We start from the raw sequence: 18,620 nt of genomic DNA, 5'->3' as shown, positions 1-18,620 counted from the left end.
TTTTTGAAATTTATACCGAATGCTTGAAATCCGTCCCAACGTTGCCCGCCAATACATCGATGCGGTTTCGGTGTTCGAAGCTTGGGAAGATGCGGAGCGCGAAGCATCTCAAGTACGCGGCGGAATGTACTGGCACAAGGGGCCGCCATCGGCTCCGGAGGCTGTCTACCTGGTGCGAACCAGCCCCAAGGGCGCGGAAAAAAGCCTGGGGCCCAAAACACCCGAGACAGAGCGCGCCTACGCCCGCTTTCTGGAGCGCAAGCAACTGGCGCAAGAACGTCTGACCGCGCTGGCAGAAAAGCGCAAGGAGCACGAGCGCATGAACCGTGCTCTGCGGGTAGGCCGCGTCGACCCCATCGTGGTCAAGGTGCTGGACCGCATGACTTCATCGGGGTTGAGCGATTTCTTTCGCGTCGTGGGCACCCATGCGCTCTATGCCTACGAAGCGGCTGCGGGTGTCGTCGTGGATGACGATGCAGTTGCCACGCGGGACATCGATTTGCTATGGGACGTTCGCAAGCGATTGCACTTTGCCACCGCCTTGGCCCGCGTGGACAGCTCCATGATCGGGCTGCTCCGAAAAGTGGACAAGACCTTTCGCATCAAGGATCTGGACAAATACACCGCCGTCAACCAGGACGGCTTTGAAGTGGACATCTTGCGGCGTGAACAGCAGGGCGAAGATCCACACCCTATTCGAATGAGCGACGATGAAGACGACTTCTGGGTGACCCAGGCCCGAAAGGCCCATGTGCTGATGGACGCGCCTCCATTCAGCGCGGTGGTCGTTGCTTCCAGCGGAGCCATGGCCCGCATGAACACCTTGCATCCCCTGGCCTTCGCCCGTTTCAAGCGGTGGATGAGCGGGCAGGGCGATCGCGACCCGCTCAAGCGCCGACGCGATGCCCTGCAGGCCGAGGTGGTGGAGTCGATGGTGGCGCAATACCTGCCGCAGTGGCAGGCCGCCGCTCCCAATTAGCGCCCACCCGGTTTCAAGTACATCCCGTCGATAGCTTCCGCAAAATACGCCGTCAGGTTGTTGCGCTTGAGCTTGAGCGTGGGTGTCATGAAGGTGTTTTCAATCGTCCACGGCTCCAACGTGCAGTGCACGGCGCGCGGCACGGCGTAGCGGGCAAAGCTGGCGGTGTTCTTCTCGATGCGGGCCAGCACCGCGCGGTGCACGCTCGGGTGGTTCAGGCTGTCGGCATCCTGCGCGGACAGGCCCAGGTCCGCGGCCAGCCGTTGCCACTCGTCACGCTTGAGCACCGCCACGCAGGCGATGAACGGGCGGTTTTCGCCCACGACAAAGGCCTGCTCCAGCAGCGGGTCGGCCAGCAGGGCCAGTTCCAGGTCGCCGGGTGGCACCTTTTCGCCGGTGGAGGTGACGATGATCTCCTTGATGCGGCCCTTGATGTAAATGCGACCGCCCACGATGTCGGCCTGGTCGCCCGTGCCCAGCCAGCCGTCGGCGCTCAGGATGCGGGCGGTGTCTTCGGGCCGCTTCCAGTAGCCCTTCATCACGATGGGGCCGCGCACCTGCAGCTCGCGGTTGTCGCCGATGCGCACTTCCACGCCCGGCAGGGCCTTGCCCACGCAGGCCGGGTCGTTGTCGTCCAGCGAGTTCACCGACACCACGGGCGCGGTCTCGGTCATGCCGTAGCCCTGGATGAGCGGCAGGCCCAGGCCCAGAAAGCACTTGGCGATGGTGGGCGACAGCGGTGCGCCGCCGCTCACGGCCACGCGCACGCGCCCGCCGAACTGCGCGAGCAGCGGCTTGGCCACCAGCATCTGCAGCAGCGGCCAGGGCAGGGCGGCCATCCAGCCTGCTGCCCGGCCCTCGTCAGCCCCCGGGTCGGCCAGAGCCTGCGTGGCGCAAAACTGCGTCCAGCCCTTGTGCTGGGCGGCCTCGTACAGCTGCATTTTCCAGGGCGAGGGCGACAGCTTTTCGAGCAGCTTGGCGTGGATGCGCTCATAGATGCGCGGCACTGACACCAGCCCGGTGGGGCGCACGGTCTTGAGGTCTTCGCCCAACTGCCCCACCGACCGCGAATAGGCCACGCAGCTGCCTGCGGCAATCGGCAGGTAGTAGCCGCCCGTGCGTTCGAAGGTGTGCGACAGCGGAAGGAACGACAAAAACACATCGTCCACCGTGGGCGCGATGCGCTCGAGCACGGCCTTCACGTCGCTCACCACATTGCGGTGGGTCAGCATCACGCCCTTGGGCTTGCCGGTGGTGCCGGAGGTGTAGACGATGGCGGCCAGGTCGTCCTCTGCGGGCGGCACATACGTGGCCGGTGTCGCAGCCGACGTGGCGGCGTGCTGCGCACCCGCCAGCCACTGTGCCAGCGACCCCACGATGGGCCCGCCTTCCGTGGGTGGCAGGGCGGCGATGGCCGCGGCATCGTCGTCGGCGATGACCACGGCGCGCAGCGCCGGAAACGGCGTGCCGACCGCCTGGACCTTGGCCCACTGTTCCGCCTGGCCCACGATCAGCATCGACGCTTCGCAGTCCGACAGGATGTAGGCGATGCTGCCGGGGTTGTCGATGGCGTGCAGGGGCACGGGCACGCAACCCGTGGCCAGCGTGGCCTGGTCTGCGCACATGGCGTTCAGGCCGTTGGGCAGCAGGATGGCCACGCGCGCAGCCGGGGGCAGCTGCATGGCCGCCAGAGCCTGGGCCCACTGGTCGACGCGCCGGGCGGTGTCCGACCAGGACAGGCTGGTCCAGGCCTGGGTGGCACTGTCGAAGGCGCGGTAGGCCTCTTTGTCGGGGGTGCGCGCGGCGCGGTAGGCGAGAAGCTGCGGCAGCGTCTGGACGCTGGCGATATCGGAAGGAGTGGAAGCCATGGAACCTGCGGTGAAGGCCGTGCGCGCCGAAGGCGCACCGCCTCGGTGAAAACCCGCGGGATCATACCCACCACGCCCGGGCAAAACGCCTTCGCCGACCGCTCTTGTGTTGCAAATGGTGCGTTCCGATTCCCGGAATGATCGGCCGGGCCGGCCACAGCATGGCGTGCCGCCGCGCAGGGCCGGAGCCGCCGAACCCGGGGTGCCGTACCCACGGCCCGCCTGCTGGCACCTGTGCATCTGGTCACAGTCAGGGTGGCCCCGCTGCGTGGCGGCATGGCACTCGGGCCGGAAGGGCAAGCGCAAATCCCCGGCGTGCCCCGGGCCCGGCTCAGCCACAATGCCCCACCTTGGACGCTCCGGCCACGGGCCGCCAGGCCGTTGGCCGCACGCCCATCAACCCTGACCCACCGCACCCTGCCCACATCCCCCGTCATCGCCATGGATCCCGTCACCATCTTCATTGTTGTCATGCTGATGATGCTGGCCAACGGGTGGGTGCTGGGCCTGATGCGCAAGGACTTCCCCGCGGCGCTGCGCCCGTGTACTGAGACCTGGCGCACCGCAACGCTGCTGCTGGCGGGCAGCGCTGTGCTGTACGCGTTCCAGTACCAGATGCCGCTGGGCTTGGCGTCGCCACTGGCCAACGGCCTGGTCATGCTGGGCTGCACGGGCTACCTGCGCGCACTGCGCCAGTTCTACGGCTTGCCCGACCCACGCTGGCTTTTTGCCCCGGCGCTGGTCGGGTTCATCGGCATCCTGTGGTTTGCCGTGGTTGCGCCCGACACCCGCATGCGCGTGTTCATCCTGTCGGCCTGCTGCACCTTGCTGCTGCTCGCAAGCTTCATGCTGCTGGTCTCGCAGAAGGCACCCGAGGGCGCGCACAGCCGCCGCGTGGTGGCTGGGCTGTTTGCCATGGTGGCGGGGTTCATGGTGTTCCGGGCGGCGTATTTCGTGGGGCGGGGCGTCAGCCCGTCGTTCGACATCACCGGCGACGGGGCCTGGATCAACATCGCCAGCCCCATGGTCACGGCGCTGCTGCCCGTGGTGGGCACCACGGCCTTCTTGCTGATGTGCTCCGAACGCATCGGTCGCCAATGGGAGCTGGCCGCATCCACCGACTACCTCACCGGCCTGCCCAATCGGCGCACGCTGGTCACCGTGGGGGAGCGGCGGTTCGCCGAGCGGCAGCAGCCGCAGGGGCGCAGCCTGGCCCTGGCCGTGATCGATATCGACCACTTCAAGGCCATCAACGACCGGCACGGCCACGAGCTGGGCGACGTGGCGCTGCGCCATGTGGCCGAGCACCTGCGCGCCGCGTGCCGCGGCAGCGACCTGGCGGCGCGCCATGGTGGTGAGGAGTTCGTGGTGCTGTGGGACGGGCTTGACGCTGCTGCCGCGCTGACCGCCGGCGAGCGCCTGCGCGCGCTGGTGGCCCGGGAGCCGCTGCATGCGAGCGGCGCGCTGATCCCGATGACCATTTCGATGGGCGTGGCCGCTGCGGGCGAGGGCGACCGCAGCTTCAGCGACTTGCTGCGCCGCGCGGACGAGGCGCTTTACATCGCCAAGGCCGCGGGGCGCAGTAGGGTGGAGATGGCGGGCTGATGCGCCGCGGCCCATAGCCGGGGTTGCATTGCCGGCGGGGCAGGAGGGTGGATCAGTTCAGGTCGCGGCTTCCAGCCCGTGCGCAAAGTGGGCCTGCATGGCCTTCATGGTCGCCTTGGCATCGCGGGCCACCATGGCGGCCAGGATGGCGCGGTGCTCGTTCAGCGAATCCTCGATACGCCCTTGCTTGAACAGCGAGTTGTGGCGGTTGAGCTTCATCACCTTGCGCAGGTCGGCCACCATCTGGCTGCGCCAGCGGTTGTCGGCCAGCTCCAGCAGCAGCATGTGAAAACGCTCGTTGACGGCAAAGAAGCGCTCGCGCTCGGTGGCGGCGGCCTCCAGCTCGGCGTGCAGGTCCTGCAGTGCCTGCAGTTGCGCCGGGTCGGCACTGGTGGCCACCACGCCGGCGGCATCGCTCTCCAGCAGGCTCAGCAGGTGGTACACGTCACGCAGATCCTTCTCGCTCATCTCGGTCACATAGGCGCCACGGCGCACCTTCATCGTGACCAGGCCCTCGGCGGCCAGCACCTTCAGTGCCTCGCGCAGGGGTGTGCGGCTGATGCCGAATTCTTCGGCGATCTTGAGCTCGTCGATCCAGCTGCCAGGCTCCAGCTCGCGCCGAAAAATGCGCTGGCGCAATTGCTCAGCCACTTCTTCATATAGGGCGCGGGGCGTGAGGGTGACAGCGGACATGGGTAGATTGTAAGCCGGGCAGAATATTTTGAATCAATAATTATGAATGATGTAAACTCGCCGCCACATCGGGGGAGGCTCCTGGCGCAGCTTGCAGCGCATCGCCCGTCCCCAGTCCACTGCCATCTTCGGAGACCGCTTCGCCATGAGTGACACGCCCCACAACGCATCGTCCGCAACGCCGACGCCCGAGTTTGCACCCGCGTCGCTGCAGGCCTGGGCCAAGGCCGCAGCCAAGTCCGCCCCGGGGGGCAATGTCGAAGCGCTCAACTGGGTGACGCCCGACGGCATCACCGTCAAGCCGCTGTACACCGCCGAAGACACCGCCGGCCTGCCGTACGCCAACACGCTGCCGGGCTTCGAGCCCTATCTGCGCGGCCCCCAGGCCACCATGTATGCCGTGCGGCCCTGGACGATTCGCCAATACGCCGGTTTCTCGACCGCGGAAGAGTCCAATGCCTTCTACCGCAAGGCGCTGGCCGCAGGCGGGCAGGGCGTGTCGGTCGCTTTCGACCTGGCCACCCACCGCGGCTACGACAGCGACCATCCCCGCGTAACCGGCGACGTGGGCAAGGCCGGCGTGGCGATCGACTCGGTCGAGGACATGAAAATCCTGTTCGACCAGATCCCGCTGGACAAGGTCAGCGTCTCCATGACCATGAACGGCGCCGTGCTGCCCGTGCTGGCGGGCTACGTGGTGGCGGCGGAAGAGCAGGGCGTGTCGCAAGACCAGCTCTCGGGAACCATTCAGAACGACATTCTGAAAGAGTTCATGGTGCGCAACACCTACATCTACCCGCCCAAGCCCTCGATGCGCATCATCGGCGACATCATCGGCTACACGGCACGCAACATGCCGAAGTTCAACTCGATCTCCATCTCGGGTTACCACATGCAGGAGGCGGGCGCCAACCAGGCGCTGGAGCTGGCCTTTACCCTGGCCGACGGCAAGGAATACGTGAAGACGGCCATCGCCTCGGGTCTGGACGTGGACGAGTTCGCCGGGCGGCTGAGCTTCTTCTGGGCCATCGGCATGAACTTCTACCTCGAAGTGGCCAAGATGCGCGCCGCGCGCCTGCTGTGGTGCCGCATCATGAAGGAGACCGGTGCCAAGAACCCCAAGAGCCTGATGCTGCGCACGCACTGCCAGACCTCGGGCTGGTCGCTGACGGAGCAGGACCCGTACAACAACATCGTGCGTACCACCATCGAAGCCATGGCCGCGGTGTTTGGCGGCACGCAGAGCCTGCACACCAATGCGCTCGACGAGGCCATTGCGCTGCCCACCGAGTTCAGCTCGCGCATCGCGCGCAATACGCAGCTCATCATCCAGGAAGAGACGCACATCACCAATGTGGTGGACCCCTGGGCCGGCAGCTACATGATGGAAAAGCTCACCCAGGACATGATGGATGCCGCCTGGAAGATCATCGAAGAGGTCGAGGCGATGGGCGGCATGACACAGGCCGTGGACAGCGGCTGGGCCAAGCTCAAGATCGAGGCGGCTGCGGCTGAAAAGCAGGCACGCATCGACAGCGGCAAGGACGTGATCGTCGGCGTCAACAAGTACAAGCTGGCCAAGGAAGACCCGGTCGACATCCTGCAGATCGACAACGTCAAGGTGCGCGACGGGCAGATCGAGCGCCTGAAAAACATCAGGGCCAGCCGCGACCCAGCGCTTGTCCAGCAAGCGCTGGATGCTCTCACTTCTGCAGCAGAAGACGGCAGCGGCAACCTGCTCGACCTGGCGATCAAGGCGGTGCGCCTGCGCGCCACGGTGGGCGAGGTGAGCGATGCGCTGGAGAAGGTCTTCGGCCGCCATCGTGCCGATACGCAAAAGGTGACCGGTGTGTACGCAGCCGCCTATGACTCGGCCGAGGGCTGGGACAAGCTCAAGGCTGAAATCAACGAATTTGCAGACACCGAGGGCCGCCGGCCCCGCGTCATGATCGCCAAGCTGGGCCAGGACGGCCACGACCGCGGCGCCAAGGTGGTGGCCACGGCCTTTGCCGACTTGGGCTTCGACGTGGACATGGGCCCGCTGTTCCAGACCCCCGAGGAGTGCGCGCGCCAGGCGATTGAAAACGACGTGCACGCCGTGGGCGTGAGCACGCTGGCTGCCGGCCACAAGACGCTGGTGCCCGCCATCATCCAGTCGCTCAAGGACCAGGGCGCCGACGACATCATCGTGTTCGTGGGCGGGGTGATCCCGGCGCAGGACTATGAGCATTTGTACGAAGCGGGCGTGAAGGGCATTTACGGCCCCGGCACGCCCATCCCGGCCAGTGCCAAGGATGTGCTGGAGCAGATTCGCAAGGCGGTGGCGGCGTGACGAAGCTGCTCGCTTTCACCCCATCCGTTCGGGCTGAGCTCGTCGAAGCCAGGGCGCAGACCTTTGATGGCCTTCGACAGGCTCAGGCTGAACGGCTTTGGGTGGCTGGGACTGAACGCCGTGGCGGGGTGCTAACGTCCGGTCTGGTCAATCACTGAAGCATGCGCCCCTTCTACGTCTACATCCTTCGTTGTGCCGACGGGTCTTATTACGTGGGCCACACCGATGACATGGATCCGCGCATGCAGCAGCATGCCAATGGAGACATCGGCTACACGTCGCTGCGAAAGCCTGTGGAGCTTGTCTGGCAGGGCGAGTTTGAGACCCGTGAGGGCGCCATTGCGTTTGAGCAGCAGGTCAAAGGCTGGTCTCGGGCCAAGAAGGAAGCGCTGATGGCGGGTGATTGGGAGCGTCTGCAGGTGCTGGCAAGCTCACGCGGCAAGGTTGCGGATGTCTCCCGGCTTCGACAAGCTCAGCCCGAACGGTTGAGTGGACGCATGCCCATCGCCGCGGGCGCCTGCACACCCCCAACCGTTCAGCCTGAGCCTGTCGAAGGCCAGCCCAAACCATTGCACTCACTGCTCGATGGAATCACCGGCCCCGCCGGCCCCATCCAGCGCCGCGCCATGTCCAAGGCCATCACACTGCTCGAATCCACCCGCGCCGACCACCGCGCGCAGGCGGACGAGCTGCTCACCGCGCTGCTGCCACACACCGGCCAAGCCTTCCGCCTGGGCATCAGCGGCGTGCCCGGCGTCGGCAAGTCCACCTTCATCGAGGCCCTCGGCCTCTACCTCATCGGCCTGGGCCACCGCGTGGCCGTGCTCACCATCGACCCGTCCAGCACGGTGTCGGGCGGCTCCATCCTGGGCGACAAGACGCGCATGGAGCACCTGTCGGTACACGACAAGGCCTACATCCGCCCCAGCCCGTCGAGCGGCACCCTGGGCGGCGTCGCAGAGAAGACCCGCGAGGCCATGCTGGTCTGCGAGGCCGGGGGCTACGACGTGGTCATCGTCGAGACCGTGGGCGTGGGCCAGAGCGAGATCGCCGTGGCGGGCATGACGGACATGTTCGTGCTCATGCAGCTGCCCAACGCAGGCGACGACCTGCAGGCCATCAAGAAGGGCGTCATGGAGATCGCCGACCTGGTGGTCATCAACAAGGCGGACATCGACAAGAACGCCGCCACGCGGGCCGAGGCGCAGATAACCTCCAGCCTGCGCCTGCTGGGCATGCACGGCAACCCTGACCACGCGACGCACGGCGCGCTGTGGCAACCGCGCGTGCTGCAGATCAGCGCTTTGCTCGGGCAGGGGGTGGATGCTTTCTGGACCACCGTGGCGCTGTTCCGCGACATGCAATCGACCAACGGCCGCCTGGCCGCGCGGCGCGAAAAGCAATCGCTGGCCTGGATGTGGGAGCGCATCGACGCGGGCCTCAAGCTCGCGTTCCGCCAGCACCCCGCCGTGCAAGAGCTGCTGCCCCAGATGCAAGCCGATGTGATCGCAGGGCGCATCGCTGCGTCCACTGCGGCAAGAAATTTGCTACTTGCGCAAGCCCAGCAAGCGCCGCCAGCTATCAAATAAATAGCAAACAGACTTCCTGACCATTTCACCGAAATTTCACCAAAGGACGACCATGCAAGACATCCTGGATCAACTGGAGAAAAAGCGCGCCCAGGCACGCCTGGGTGGCGGGCAAAAGCGCATCGATGCGCAGCACGCCAAGGGCAAGCTTACCGCGCGCGAACGCATCGAACTGCTGATGGACGACGGCACCTTCGAAGAGTGGGACATGTTCGTCGAGCACCGCTGCACCGACTTCGGCATGGAAGCCAACAAGATCCCCGGCGACGGCGTGGTCACCGGCTACGGCATGATCAACGGGCGCCTGGCGTTCGTCTTCAGCCAGGACTTCACCGTGTTCGGCGGCGCACTGTCTGAAACCCATGCCGAAAAAATCTGCAAGGTGATGGACCAGGCCATGAAGGTCGGCGCGCCGGTCATCGGGCTGAACGACTCCGGCGGCGCGCGCATCCAGGAAGGCGTGGCCAGCCTGGGCGGCTATGCCGACGTGTTCCAGAAGAACGTGCTGGCCAGCGGCGTGATCCCGCAGATCAGCATGATCATGGGCCCCTGCGCCGGCGGCGCCGTGTACTCCCCGGCCATGACGGACTTCATCTTCATGGTCAAGGACAGCTCGTACATGTTCGTCACCGGCCCCGAGGTGGTCAAGACCGTGACGCACGAAGAAGTCACGGCCGAGGAACTGGGCGGCGCCAGCACCCACACCACCAAGAGCGGCGTGGCCGACATGGCGTTCGAGAACGACGTGGAGGCGCTGATGATGCTGCGCCGCCTGTACAACTACCTGCCGCTGAACAACCGCGAAAAGCCGCCCGTGCGCCCGAGCAACGACCCGGCCGACCGCATGGACCGCAGCCTCGACACGCTGGTGCCCGAAAACGCCAACAAGCCCTACGACATGAAGGAGCTGATCACCAAGGTGGTGGACGACGGCGACTTCTTCGAGCTGCAGCCCGACTACGCCAAGAACATCGTCATCGGCCTGGCCCGCATGGAAGGCCAGACCGTGGGCATCGTGGCCAACCAGCCCCTGGTGCTGGCCGGCTGCCTGGACATCAAGTCCAGCATCAAGGCCGCGCGCTTCGTGCGCTTTTGCGATGCGTTCAACATTCCCGTGGTCACCTTTGTCGACGTGCCCGGCTTCATGCCCGGCACCAGCCAGGAATATGGCGGCATCATCAAGCACGGCGCCAAGCTGCTGTATGCGTATGCAGAGTGCACCGTGCCCAAGATCACCGTCATCACCCGCAAGGCCTACGGCGGCGCGTACGACGTGATGAGCTCCAAGCACCTGCGCGGCGATGTGAACCTGGCCTGGCCGCAGGCCGAAATCGCGGTGATGGGCGCCAAGGGCGCGGTGGAGATCATCTTCCGCGAAGACAAGAACGACCCCGTCAAGCTGGCCGCCCGCGAGTCGGAATACAAGGAACGCTTTGCCAACCCGTTCGTGGCGGGTGCGCGGGGCTTTATCGACGACGTGATCCTGCCGCACGAGACGCGCAAGCGCATCTGCCGTTCGCTGGTCATGCTGCGCGACAAGAAGCTCGAGAACCCGTGGCGCAAGCACGGGAACATCCCGTTGTAAACGCTGGCCTCCACAAGTCAGGCCATGGCCCAGTCCTGCGCATTCTTCAATTCCCGGGTGGACTCCTGGCTGCTGGCCATCGGTCCGCTGGCGGGCTTGTTCGCCATCACCTCGGTGGCGGTGACGGTGGTGCCTTTTGCGCTCAATGCCAGGGTGTTGCACGACAAAACGATGCTGAGCCTGATCGCCGTGGTGTTTGCCTCGACCCTGGTTTTGCCCCTGTGGCTGCTGCTGGACACCAACTACACCTTGACCGCGGAAGAGCTGCTGGTTCGCAGCGGGCCCCTGCGCTGGCGGATTGCGCTCGGCGACGTGCGCGAGGTCTCGCCATCTGGCAGCTGGGCGTCTTCGCCCGCGTTGTCGCTGGACCGACTGCGTATCCGCTACGGCCAAGGCCGCAGCATTCTGATATCGCCGCGCGAGAAGCAAAGCTTTATCGACGCTTTGCGCGAGCGCTGCCCCTCTGTATTAGTTACTGGTTTTTGAATTTCTTTTGAGGAACTCGTCATGTTCACAAAAATCCTGATCGCGAATCGGGGCGAAATAGCGTGTAGGGTCATCGCCACGGCCAAGAAAATGGGCATCGCCACCGTCGCCGTCTACTCCGACGCCGACCGCGAGGCCCGCCACGTCAAGTTGGCCGACGAGGCCGTGCACATCGGTGCCGCACCCAGCCGCGAGTCGTACCTGCTGGCCGACAAGATCATCGCAGCCGCAAAACAGACCGGCGCCCAGGCCATCCACCCCGGCTACGGTTTCCTGTCGGAGAACGAAGCCTTCGCCAAGCGCTGCGAGGACGAGGGCATCGCCTTCATCGGCCCCAAGGCGCATTCGATCGCGGCCATGGGCGACAAGATCGCGTCCAAGAAGCTGGCCAACGAGGCCAAGGTCAACACCATCCCCGGCTACAACGACGCCATTGCCGGCCCCGAGCAGGCAGTCGAGATCGCCAAGGGCATCGGCTACCCGGTGATGATCAAGGCCTCGGCCGGCGGCGGCGGCAAGGGCCTGCGGGTGGCGTACAACGACAAGGAAGCGTTCGAGGGCTTCACCAGCTGCCAGAACGAGGCCCGCAACAGCTTTGGCGACGACCGCATCTTCATCGAGAAGTTCGTGCAGGAGCCGCGCCACATCGAGATCCAGGTGCTGGGTGACAGCCACGGCAACGTGATCTACCTGAACGAGCGCGAATGCTCCATCCAGCGCCGCCACCAGAAGGTGATCGAAGAGGCGCCATCGCCCTTCATCTCTGATGCTACGCGCAAGGCCATGGGCGAGCAGGCGGTGCAACTGGCCAAGGCGGTCAAGTACCAGTCGGCCGGCACGGTGGAGTTCGTGGTCGGCAAGGACCAGGACTTCTACTTTTTGGAGATGAACACGCGCCTGCAGGTGGAGCACCCGGTGACGGAATGCATCACCGGCCTGGACCTGGTGGAGCTGATGATCCGCGTGGCTGCGGGCGAGAAGCTGCCGCTCACGCAGGCCGACGTGAAGCGCGACGGCTGGGCCATCGAGTGCCGCATCAACGCCGAAGACCCCTTCCGCAACTTTTTGCCTTCCACCGGCCGCCTGGTGCGCTTTCAGCCGCCCGAGGAGACCATGTTCCAGGGCGACACCGACAAGAAGCTCGGTGTGCGCGTGGACACGGGCGTGTACGAAGGCGGCGAGATCCCGATGTACTACGACTCGATGATCGCCAAGCTCATCGTGCACGGCACCGACCGCAACCACGCCATTGCCAAGATGCGTGCGGCGCTCAATGGCTTCGTGATCCGCGGCATCAGCAGCAACATCCCCTTTCAGGCAGCGCTGCTGGCCCACCCGAAATTCGTGACCGGCGAGTTCAACACCGGTTTCATCGCCGAGCACTACGGCAAGGGCTTTCATGCCGAAGACGTGCCGCACGAAGACCCGCTGTTCCTGGTGGCGCTGGCCGCCTTCATGAACCGCCGCTACCGCGCGCGGGCCTCCGGCATCAGCGGGCAACTGGCGGGGCACGAGGTGAAGGTGGGCGAGCAGTTCGTGGTGGTGGTGATGGGTGCCGAGGGCCAGAACGAACACCACGCCGTGTCGGTGACCGATTTTCAGGACAAATCAGGCTCCAGCGTCGTGGCAGTGGGCGGCAGAAGCTATCAAATCAGTAGCGCCGCCACGCTGGGCCAGATCCGCGTGCAGGGCCAGTGCAACGGCGTGGGCTTCACCGCGCAGGTGGAGCGGGGCGCTGGCAAGAACCCGCTGGCGCTGCGCATTGTGCACAACGGCACGCAGATCGACGCCGTCGTGCTGTCGCCGCTGGGGGCACGCCTGCACCAGCTGATGCCCTTCAAGGCACCGCCGGATCTGTCCAAGTTTTTGCTGTCGCCCATGCCCGGCCTGCTGGTGGATGTGGCGGTGCAGCCCGGCCAGAAGGTACAGGCCGGCGAAAAGCTGGCGGTCATTGAAGCCATGAAGATGGAGAACATCCTGTTTGCCGCACAGGACGGAGTGGTGGGCAAGGTGATGGCCGGCAAGGGTGAGTCGCTGGCGGTGGACCAAGTCATTCTGGAGTTCGCTTGATCCAGGCTGCATCGTCAACGCGGACCACTCTAGACCTGCTCCCGGGGCGTCCCGCCGGCTCCCAGCGCCGCTGGCCTTGGGCGCGCGCAGCCAGCTTGCTGGCAGGTGTCGTGCTGCTGGCCGATGCGCTGGCGCTCATGGGCCAAGGCTTCTTCATGCTCGGCGTGACCTTGCCGGGCGTGCTGGGCCTGGCGCTGTGTGCACTGGCGCTGTCGTGGCACCGCGTGCAGGCATGGCTGTCCGGCAGGCGCTGGGGTCGGCTGGCGTGGCGCGCAGGCTGGCTGCTACTGGCCGTGTGGGTCATCAGCGTGGCAGTGTTCTGGGCCTGGCTCGCGCAGCAGGTGCGCCAGTTCGAGGGCGCTGCCCATGCTGCGCCCTTGAAGGCGATCGTTGTACTGGGCAGCGGCACACCCCGTGCACAGCCGTCGCCCGCGCTGCGCGCGCGCCTGGACAAGGCGCGCGAACTGGCGACCCTGCATCCGCAGGCGTGGGTGGTGGTGTCCGGGGGCGTGGACTTTGGCGAGACCCTGAGTGAAGGTCAGGTCATGGGCAACTACCTGCGCGAGCAGGGCATGGCGCCGGGCCGCATCCTGCAAGAAGAGCGCAGCACCAGCACCGAGCTGAACCTGCAGTACAGCCTGCCGCTGATGCAGGCGCAGGGCGTGGGCCTGGACTCGGCCCTGGCCGTGGTGACCAGCGACTTCCACACCGTGCGCGCCCAGCGCATCGCCCGCAAGATGGGCTTCACGCAGGCCATCCCGGTGGCTGCACCCACACCGCTCTACATCCGCTACAACGCCTGGCTGCGCGAGTATTTCGCCATGGCCAGCAGCTGGTTGCTGCGCGAGGTGTGACACGTTTTCACAAGATTGCAAAGAGGTAGACAGGCCCATGACCATTTCCACACGCCCCTTCAAAGTACTGGGCATCCAGCAAGTCGCCATCGGCGGTACCGACAAGCAGCGCATGAAAACCCTGTGGGTGGACATGCTCGGCCTGGAACAGACCGGCACCTTCCAGAGCGAACGCGAGAACGTCGACGAAGACATCCTGGCGATGGGGCAGGGGCCCTGGAAGGTGGAGGTGGACATCATGCAGCCGCTGGACATCGACAAGAAGCCGGCAGTGCACACCACGCCGCTCAACCACATCGGCCTGTGGATCGACGACCTGCCCCAGGCGGTGGAGTGGCTCACCGCCCAGGGCGTGCGGTTTGCGCCGGGCGGGATTCGCAAGGGAGCCGCAGGCTACGACATCACCTTTTTGCACCCCAAGAGCAATGACGAGTTTCCGATTGCGGGCGAGGGTGTGCTCATCGAACTGGTGCAGGCACCCGCCGACGTGATCGCGGCCCTGGGCTGAACCATCCATGCAACCCATGGCGGTCAGATGCCCACCGCGATGGCGGCTGCCTGTGGGTACCGCCCGCGCCTTGGGTAGCCTGCGAAAGGTGAAAAACCTCCCCCGCCTGGTCGCCACTGCGCTGGCCGCGGCTGTTGCCAGCGCATCCGGTCTGGCGGTGGCTGCGGGCGGCTCGGGCACTTATCCGTTGGAATGGGCACACTCGGGCGAGGTGCTGGAATACCGGTCCTGCGGCTGCGCGGACAGCTGCTGGGTCGCCCGTGTGAAGAACGTCAGGACGCAGCAGACACTGGCGCAACTGCGGTGCGACTGCGAGAAAGCCTATGCGGTGGTGGGCGCCAGGGGGCGCGAACAGCTCTACGCCCCGAGCTGCAGTGCGTTTGAGGGCGACAACGACAAACCCCAGGCCATCCGCCAGGCATTGGAAGAGTTGGTGCGGCGCTGAGGCCGCAGTCCGGATGGGTGCGCTATGGACGGCGCACTCCGAGGGGCGTTCACTGTGCCGGTTTTGCGCGGCGCACGCAGTTACCTGGAAAGATCCTGCATTTTCTTTTCGTCCAGATGCTTGCCGAGACTTTCAAAACCGCGCGCCACTGCAGGATTGGTCATCATTGATCGCATCGCCACTTGCCCCAGCACCTGAAAACTCTGCTGCAGCGCTATGTTCCCTTCGTTCTTGAGGGCCTCCTTCGTCTGCTGGCGGCAGGTGACGGTGAGCAGTCTTTCCAGCAGCTTCGCCGCGTCCTGGTTCATGGCATCGCGCTGAGCTGACGTCACAGAGGCAATGGTCGCCAAATCGGGGTGCAGCGCAGTCGTTGCAAAGATCCAGCGTACGAGCAAGGTGCGATCGGCATCGGTGGTGGACGAGACAAGGCACTTGGCCATGTCGTCCGAGTAGATGCCCGCTTGGGACGGGAGGGCCGCAGCGAACAGCGCGAGGCCCAGGGCGGCAGCACGGATGAATTTCATGGGTTCGATCATAGCCACGGAGCCAGACCCACCGCGCCATCACAACCCAACGGTGAGCCGCCGGCTTGGATGCGATCACTCGGCAACTCCGTTCAATTTCAGCAGGTTCGTGGTCCGTATCCACGGCAGATCGCGTCAGAAGAGCGCACGTTACGCAGCGCCACGCGCATCAAGAAATTCCCTGCTTTCAACGCAGCTCAAATGCCGGGGATTTGCAGGCTACAGACGCCAACAGGATCTGCGAATTGGGCGGCGTTAGCGCACCCTCTGGGTTGGCACTTTTTGTGACCACAGGGGAATCATCCGCCCCTTTTTCTCCTCCAGAATCCGCTCTCACTCGCAGCCCGATGGCCCGTCGACACCGTGGGCGTCAGGCTTGACCACCTTTTGCAGAAAAACCTGGGGTCACCCTTGTGCCACATGGTGTTCTGCGGACGTCTCGAAAGGAAACCACTCGATGTCTACCATTGCCGCTACGCCGAAGTCGTCCTCGCACACCACGGTGCAGGTGCACCGTCGCACCCCGCCAGCCGCTCAGAAGGGCGCCTGGTCGCTCGAAGCCATCCAGGCGCTGCTCGACAAGCCGCTGATGGACCTGCTGTTCGAAGCGCAGACGGTGCACCGGCAGCATTGGCCCGCAGGCGATATCGAACTGGCCACTCTGCTGTCGGTCAAGACCGGCGGCTGCCCCGAAAACTGCGGCTATTGCCCGCAGGCGGCCGAGTTCGACACCGGCGTGAAGGCGCAAAAGCTCATGGAGGTGGACGAGGTGGTGCGCGCCGCCCAGGCTGCCAAGGATGCGGGCGCCACCCGTTTTTGCATGGGAGCGGCCTGGCGAGCGCCCAAGGACCGTGACATCGAGAAGATGAGCGAGCTGATCACGGCCGTGAAGGACCTGGGCCTGCAGACCTGCGCCACGTTGGGCATGCTGGAAGCCCACCAAGCGCACGCCCTGAAGGATGCCGGGCTCGACTACTACAACCACAACCTGGACACCGCACCCGAGTACTACACCGATGTCGTCAGCACCCGCGCCTACCAGGACCGGTTGGACACCCTGCAACACGTGCGCGGCGCCGGCATCAGCGTGTGCTGCGGCGGCATTGTGGGCATGGGCGAAACGCCGGTTCACCGTGCGGGGCTGATTGCACAGCTGGCCAACCTGAACCCGTACCCCGAGTCCGTGCCCATCAACAGCCTGGTGCGGGTGCCCGGCACGCCGCTGGCGGACAGCGAGCCCATCGACCCTTTGGACTTCGTGCGGATGATTGCCGTGGCCCGCATCACCATGCCCAAAGCCCGGGTGCGCCTGTCGGCGGGCCGCCAGCAGATGGGAGAAGCTGTGCAGGCGCTGTGCTTTTTGGCGGGCGCCAATTCGATCTTCTACGGTGACAAGCTGCTGGTGACCGGCAACCCGGACGTCGATGCGGACGTGCAATTGCTCGCTAAGCTGGGGCTGGACGGCCATCGCACGGGGGCCGCAGCGCCAGCGCACAGTTGAGTCGCGCCTGAATCAACAGCGGGCGCGGAAACACACGCCTGCTTTGGGGAGTCGCGCAGTGTGGCTTTATTGCGTTCGCGGACCGCTTCGACAAGGCTGCGGGTGCGTCAGCCAGATGCCTGCGCCTCGGTGGCGGCGCCACGCGTGCCTACGGCCCAGTAGAACGTGGGCCGCGTGCCGTTGAGCGCATGCTCTCCGATCACGCGCGACTTGTAGATCACCGGGTTGTGTGATGCCAGCGTGCGGGCGTTGCGCCAATGGCGGTCCAGGCGGCGGTCCTCCTGCAGGGCGCTGGCGCCGCCCACGTCGAACAGGCGCGTGGCGGCGGCCAGCACCGCCTCGGTCACGGCGACCTGGGCCTTGGCGGCGCGCAGCTCCACGTCGACCAGCAAATCCTCGGGCAAGGGCTCGCCGCGCAGGCGCCAGCGGTCCAGCTCGCCCAAGCCGCGCGCCACCTCGCGCGTGGCCAGCGTGGCGATAAAGGCGGTACTGGCCAGGTGGCCGACGACCTGCTGAACCAGCGGGTCTTCGCGCGGCACATCGCCGCTGGCATGGCTGAACACTCGCTGGCGTGGCTGCACGAAGGCGACCGCATCGCGCTCGATGGCCCGTGCGATGCCGGCCAGCGTGGCGATGTGGAACAGCTGGAACACGGCGGTCATCAGCGTCGTGCCGCTGCGCGCAAAGTCGATGATGTCGCTGGCCGCCACCACTACCCGATCAAAGCGCGTGGAGCCCGAGGCCGTCAGGCGTTGGCCGAAGCCTCGCCAGTCGTCGATGCACTCCACGCCCGGTGCATCGGTGCGCACCAGCGCGATGGTGCGCACCTGGGTAGCGTCTGCACCCTCGCGTTCGGCGGTGACCGCCACCCAGTCGGCGTACAGGGTGCCGGTGCTGTAGTACTTCTCGCCGCTCAACAGCCAGGTGCCGTCTTCTTGCTGGAACAGCCGGGTCTGCAGCCGGCCCAGGGCACCGTCGCCCTGTTCGGTGGTGGCGTTGCCGAAGATGGCGCCATCGGCCACGCGCCGCAGCCAGGGCGCGCGCTGATTGGGCTCGAACTCGGCCATCACGCGCTCCACAAAGCCGAAATGCGCACGCAGGGCCTGGGGCAGGTTGGAGTCGGCCTCGGCCAGCTCGATCAGCAGGTCGTAGAGCTGCTCGGGCGTGGCGCCGAAGCCGCCGTGCTCGATGGGCACACGCAGTGCGCCGAAGCCTGCTTCGCGCAGCCAGCCAATGGGCTCGTGGGCCAGCTCGCGCGCATGTTCGCGCTGGGCGGCATGCTCGGCAATGCGTTTGAAAATCGGGTGAAAACGCTGAGCGAGAAAGTCGTGCGTCGGGGGATTGCGGGACATGGGCAGCTTCTCGGGATGGGGCGAGCAGGGGCCCGCACGATGGTGTGCGCCCATGCTAGGCGGCGTCCCCAGGAGTCCGAACGAAGGAATGTGCGACTGCAAATGCGGCGGGTGCATAAGCAGCGGGCTGGCGCCGGTATTGATCGTCTTTCGGTACTTACGGTACTTGTGGTCATTGCGCATATCGATAGCTGAAAAGCTTCTAGCGACCATGCCCTGCGCGGGCCGA

15 protein-coding genes and 1 pseudogene are annotated in these 18,620 nt (G+C 65.6%); 12 read left to right on the top strand and 4 right to left on the bottom strand.

Annotation, left to right across the window (positions count from 1 at the left end):
- Positions 1 to 19: 19 nt before the first annotated feature.
- Positions 20 to 979 (top strand): GSU2403 family nucleotidyltransferase fold protein, encoded by a 960-nt coding sequence (locus ACSQ3N_RS14045; RefSeq protein WP_436146606.1) that lies wholly within the window; start codon positions 20 to 22, stop codon positions 977 to 979.
- Here ACSQ3N_RS14045 and ACSQ3N_RS14040 read toward each other — a convergent pair.
- Positions 976 to 2,847, bottom strand: a complete 1,872-nt coding sequence (locus ACSQ3N_RS14040; protein WP_436146605.1) for an AMP-dependent synthetase/ligase — start codon at positions 2,845 to 2,847, stop codon at positions 976 to 978. The two genes, ACSQ3N_RS14045 and ACSQ3N_RS14040, sit on opposite strands and share 4 nt — an antisense overlap.
- 441 nt (positions 2,848 to 3,288) lie before the next feature.
- Between ACSQ3N_RS14040 and ACSQ3N_RS14035 the strand changes: the two genes are divergently transcribed.
- Positions 3,289 to 4,452, top strand: a complete 1,164-nt coding sequence (locus ACSQ3N_RS14035; protein ID WP_436146604.1) for a diguanylate cyclase — start codon at positions 3,289 to 3,291, stop codon at positions 4,450 to 4,452.
- Between the two features lie 57 nt (positions 4,453 to 4,509).
- Here the strand turns inward: ACSQ3N_RS14035 and ACSQ3N_RS14030 are convergent, their stop codons facing one another.
- Positions 4,510 to 5,145, bottom strand: coding sequence for a GntR family transcriptional regulator (locus ACSQ3N_RS14030; RefSeq protein WP_056166040.1), 636 nt, complete (start codon positions 5,143 to 5,145; stop codon positions 4,510 to 4,512).
- 145 nt (positions 5,146 to 5,290) lie between these two features.
- Here ACSQ3N_RS14030 and scpA point away from each other — a divergent pair, with 145 nt between their 5' ends.
- The 9 genes and pseudogenes from scpA to ACSQ3N_RS13985 all read left to right on the top strand — a co-directional run bounded on the left by scpA (position 5,291) and on the right by ACSQ3N_RS13985 (position 15,014).
- Positions 5,291 to 7,477, top strand: coding sequence for a methylmalonyl-CoA mutase (gene scpA, locus ACSQ3N_RS14025; RefSeq protein ID WP_436146603.1), 2,187 nt, complete (start codon positions 5,291 to 5,293; stop codon positions 7,475 to 7,477).
- A gap of 161 nt (positions 7,478 to 7,638) precedes the next feature.
- Positions 7,639 to 7,848 (top strand): annotated as a pseudogene (locus ACSQ3N_RS14020) (GIY-YIG nuclease family protein); the annotation flags it as partial.
- 198 nt (positions 7,849 to 8,046) lie between these two features.
- Positions 8,047 to 9,066, top strand: coding sequence for a methylmalonyl Co-A mutase-associated GTPase MeaB (gene meaB, locus ACSQ3N_RS14015; RefSeq protein ID WP_436147957.1), 1,020 nt, complete (start codon positions 8,047 to 8,049; stop codon positions 9,064 to 9,066).
- A 52-nt stretch (positions 9,067 to 9,118) separates the two neighbouring features.
- The gene (locus ACSQ3N_RS14010) at positions 9,119 to 10,651 is read left to right on the top strand and encodes an acyl-CoA carboxylase subunit beta (protein WP_436146602.1); all 1,533 of its coding nucleotides are present in this window, start codon (positions 9,119 to 9,121) and stop codon (positions 10,649 to 10,651) included.
- Positions 10,652 to 10,675: 24 nt separating this feature from the next.
- Complete coding sequence (locus ACSQ3N_RS14005; protein WP_436146601.1) at positions 10,676 to 11,137, top strand: PH domain-containing protein; 462 nt, start codon at positions 10,676 to 10,678, stop codon at positions 11,135 to 11,137.
- A 21-nt stretch (positions 11,138 to 11,158) separates the two neighbouring features.
- On the top strand, positions 11,159 to 13,207 hold the full coding sequence (locus ACSQ3N_RS14000) for an acetyl-CoA carboxylase biotin carboxylase subunit (protein WP_436146600.1): 2,049 nt from the start codon (positions 11,159 to 11,161) through the stop codon (positions 13,205 to 13,207).
- A 95-nt stretch (positions 13,208 to 13,302) separates the two neighbouring features.
- Positions 13,303 to 14,061: a YdcF family protein gene (locus ACSQ3N_RS13995; protein WP_436146599.1), complete on the top strand. Its 759-nt coding sequence runs from the start codon at positions 13,303 to 13,305 to the stop codon at positions 14,059 to 14,061.
- A gap of 37 nt (positions 14,062 to 14,098) precedes the next feature.
- Complete coding sequence (locus ACSQ3N_RS13990; RefSeq protein WP_056412207.1) at positions 14,099 to 14,569, top strand: VOC family protein; 471 nt, start codon at positions 14,099 to 14,101, stop codon at positions 14,567 to 14,569.
- A gap of 88 nt (positions 14,570 to 14,657) precedes the next feature.
- Positions 14,658 to 15,014 carry a hypothetical protein gene (locus tag ACSQ3N_RS13985; protein WP_436146598.1) on the top strand — a complete coding sequence of 119 codons (357 nt, stop codon included), beginning with the start codon at positions 14,658 to 14,660 and terminating at the stop codon, positions 15,012 to 15,014.
- Between the two features lie 80 nt (positions 15,015 to 15,094).
- Here ACSQ3N_RS13985 and ACSQ3N_RS13980 read toward each other — a convergent pair whose 3' ends face one another.
- A complete protein-coding gene (locus ACSQ3N_RS13980; RefSeq protein WP_436146597.1) occupies positions 15,095 to 15,538 on the bottom strand; it encodes a hypothetical protein in 444 nt (147 codons plus the stop codon).
- Positions 15,539 to 15,995: 457 nt separating this feature from the next.
- Here ACSQ3N_RS13980 and bioB point away from each other — a divergent pair, with 457 nt between their 5' ends.
- Positions 15,996 to 17,039, top strand: a complete 1,044-nt coding sequence (gene bioB / locus ACSQ3N_RS13975; RefSeq protein WP_436146596.1) for a biotin synthase BioB — start codon at positions 15,996 to 15,998, stop codon at positions 17,037 to 17,039.
- Between the two features lie 107 nt (positions 17,040 to 17,146).
- On the opposite strand, the gene ACSQ3N_RS13970 is transcribed toward bioB, so the two are convergent.
- On the bottom strand, positions 17,147 to 18,391 hold the full coding sequence (locus ACSQ3N_RS13970; protein WP_436146595.1) for an acyl-CoA dehydrogenase family protein: 1,245 nt from the start codon (positions 18,389 to 18,391) through the stop codon (positions 17,147 to 17,149).
- Between the last annotated feature and the right edge of the window lie 229 nt (positions 18,392 to 18,620).

Origin of the sequence: Acidovorax sp. LjRoot194, assembly GCF_964253015.1 — a bacterium.
Lineage (GTDB): Bacteria > Pseudomonadota > Gammaproteobacteria > Burkholderiales > Burkholderiaceae_C > Acidovorax.
Note: the sequence above shows the minus strand (reverse complement) of the source record. Positions and strands in the feature narration are given on the sequence as shown.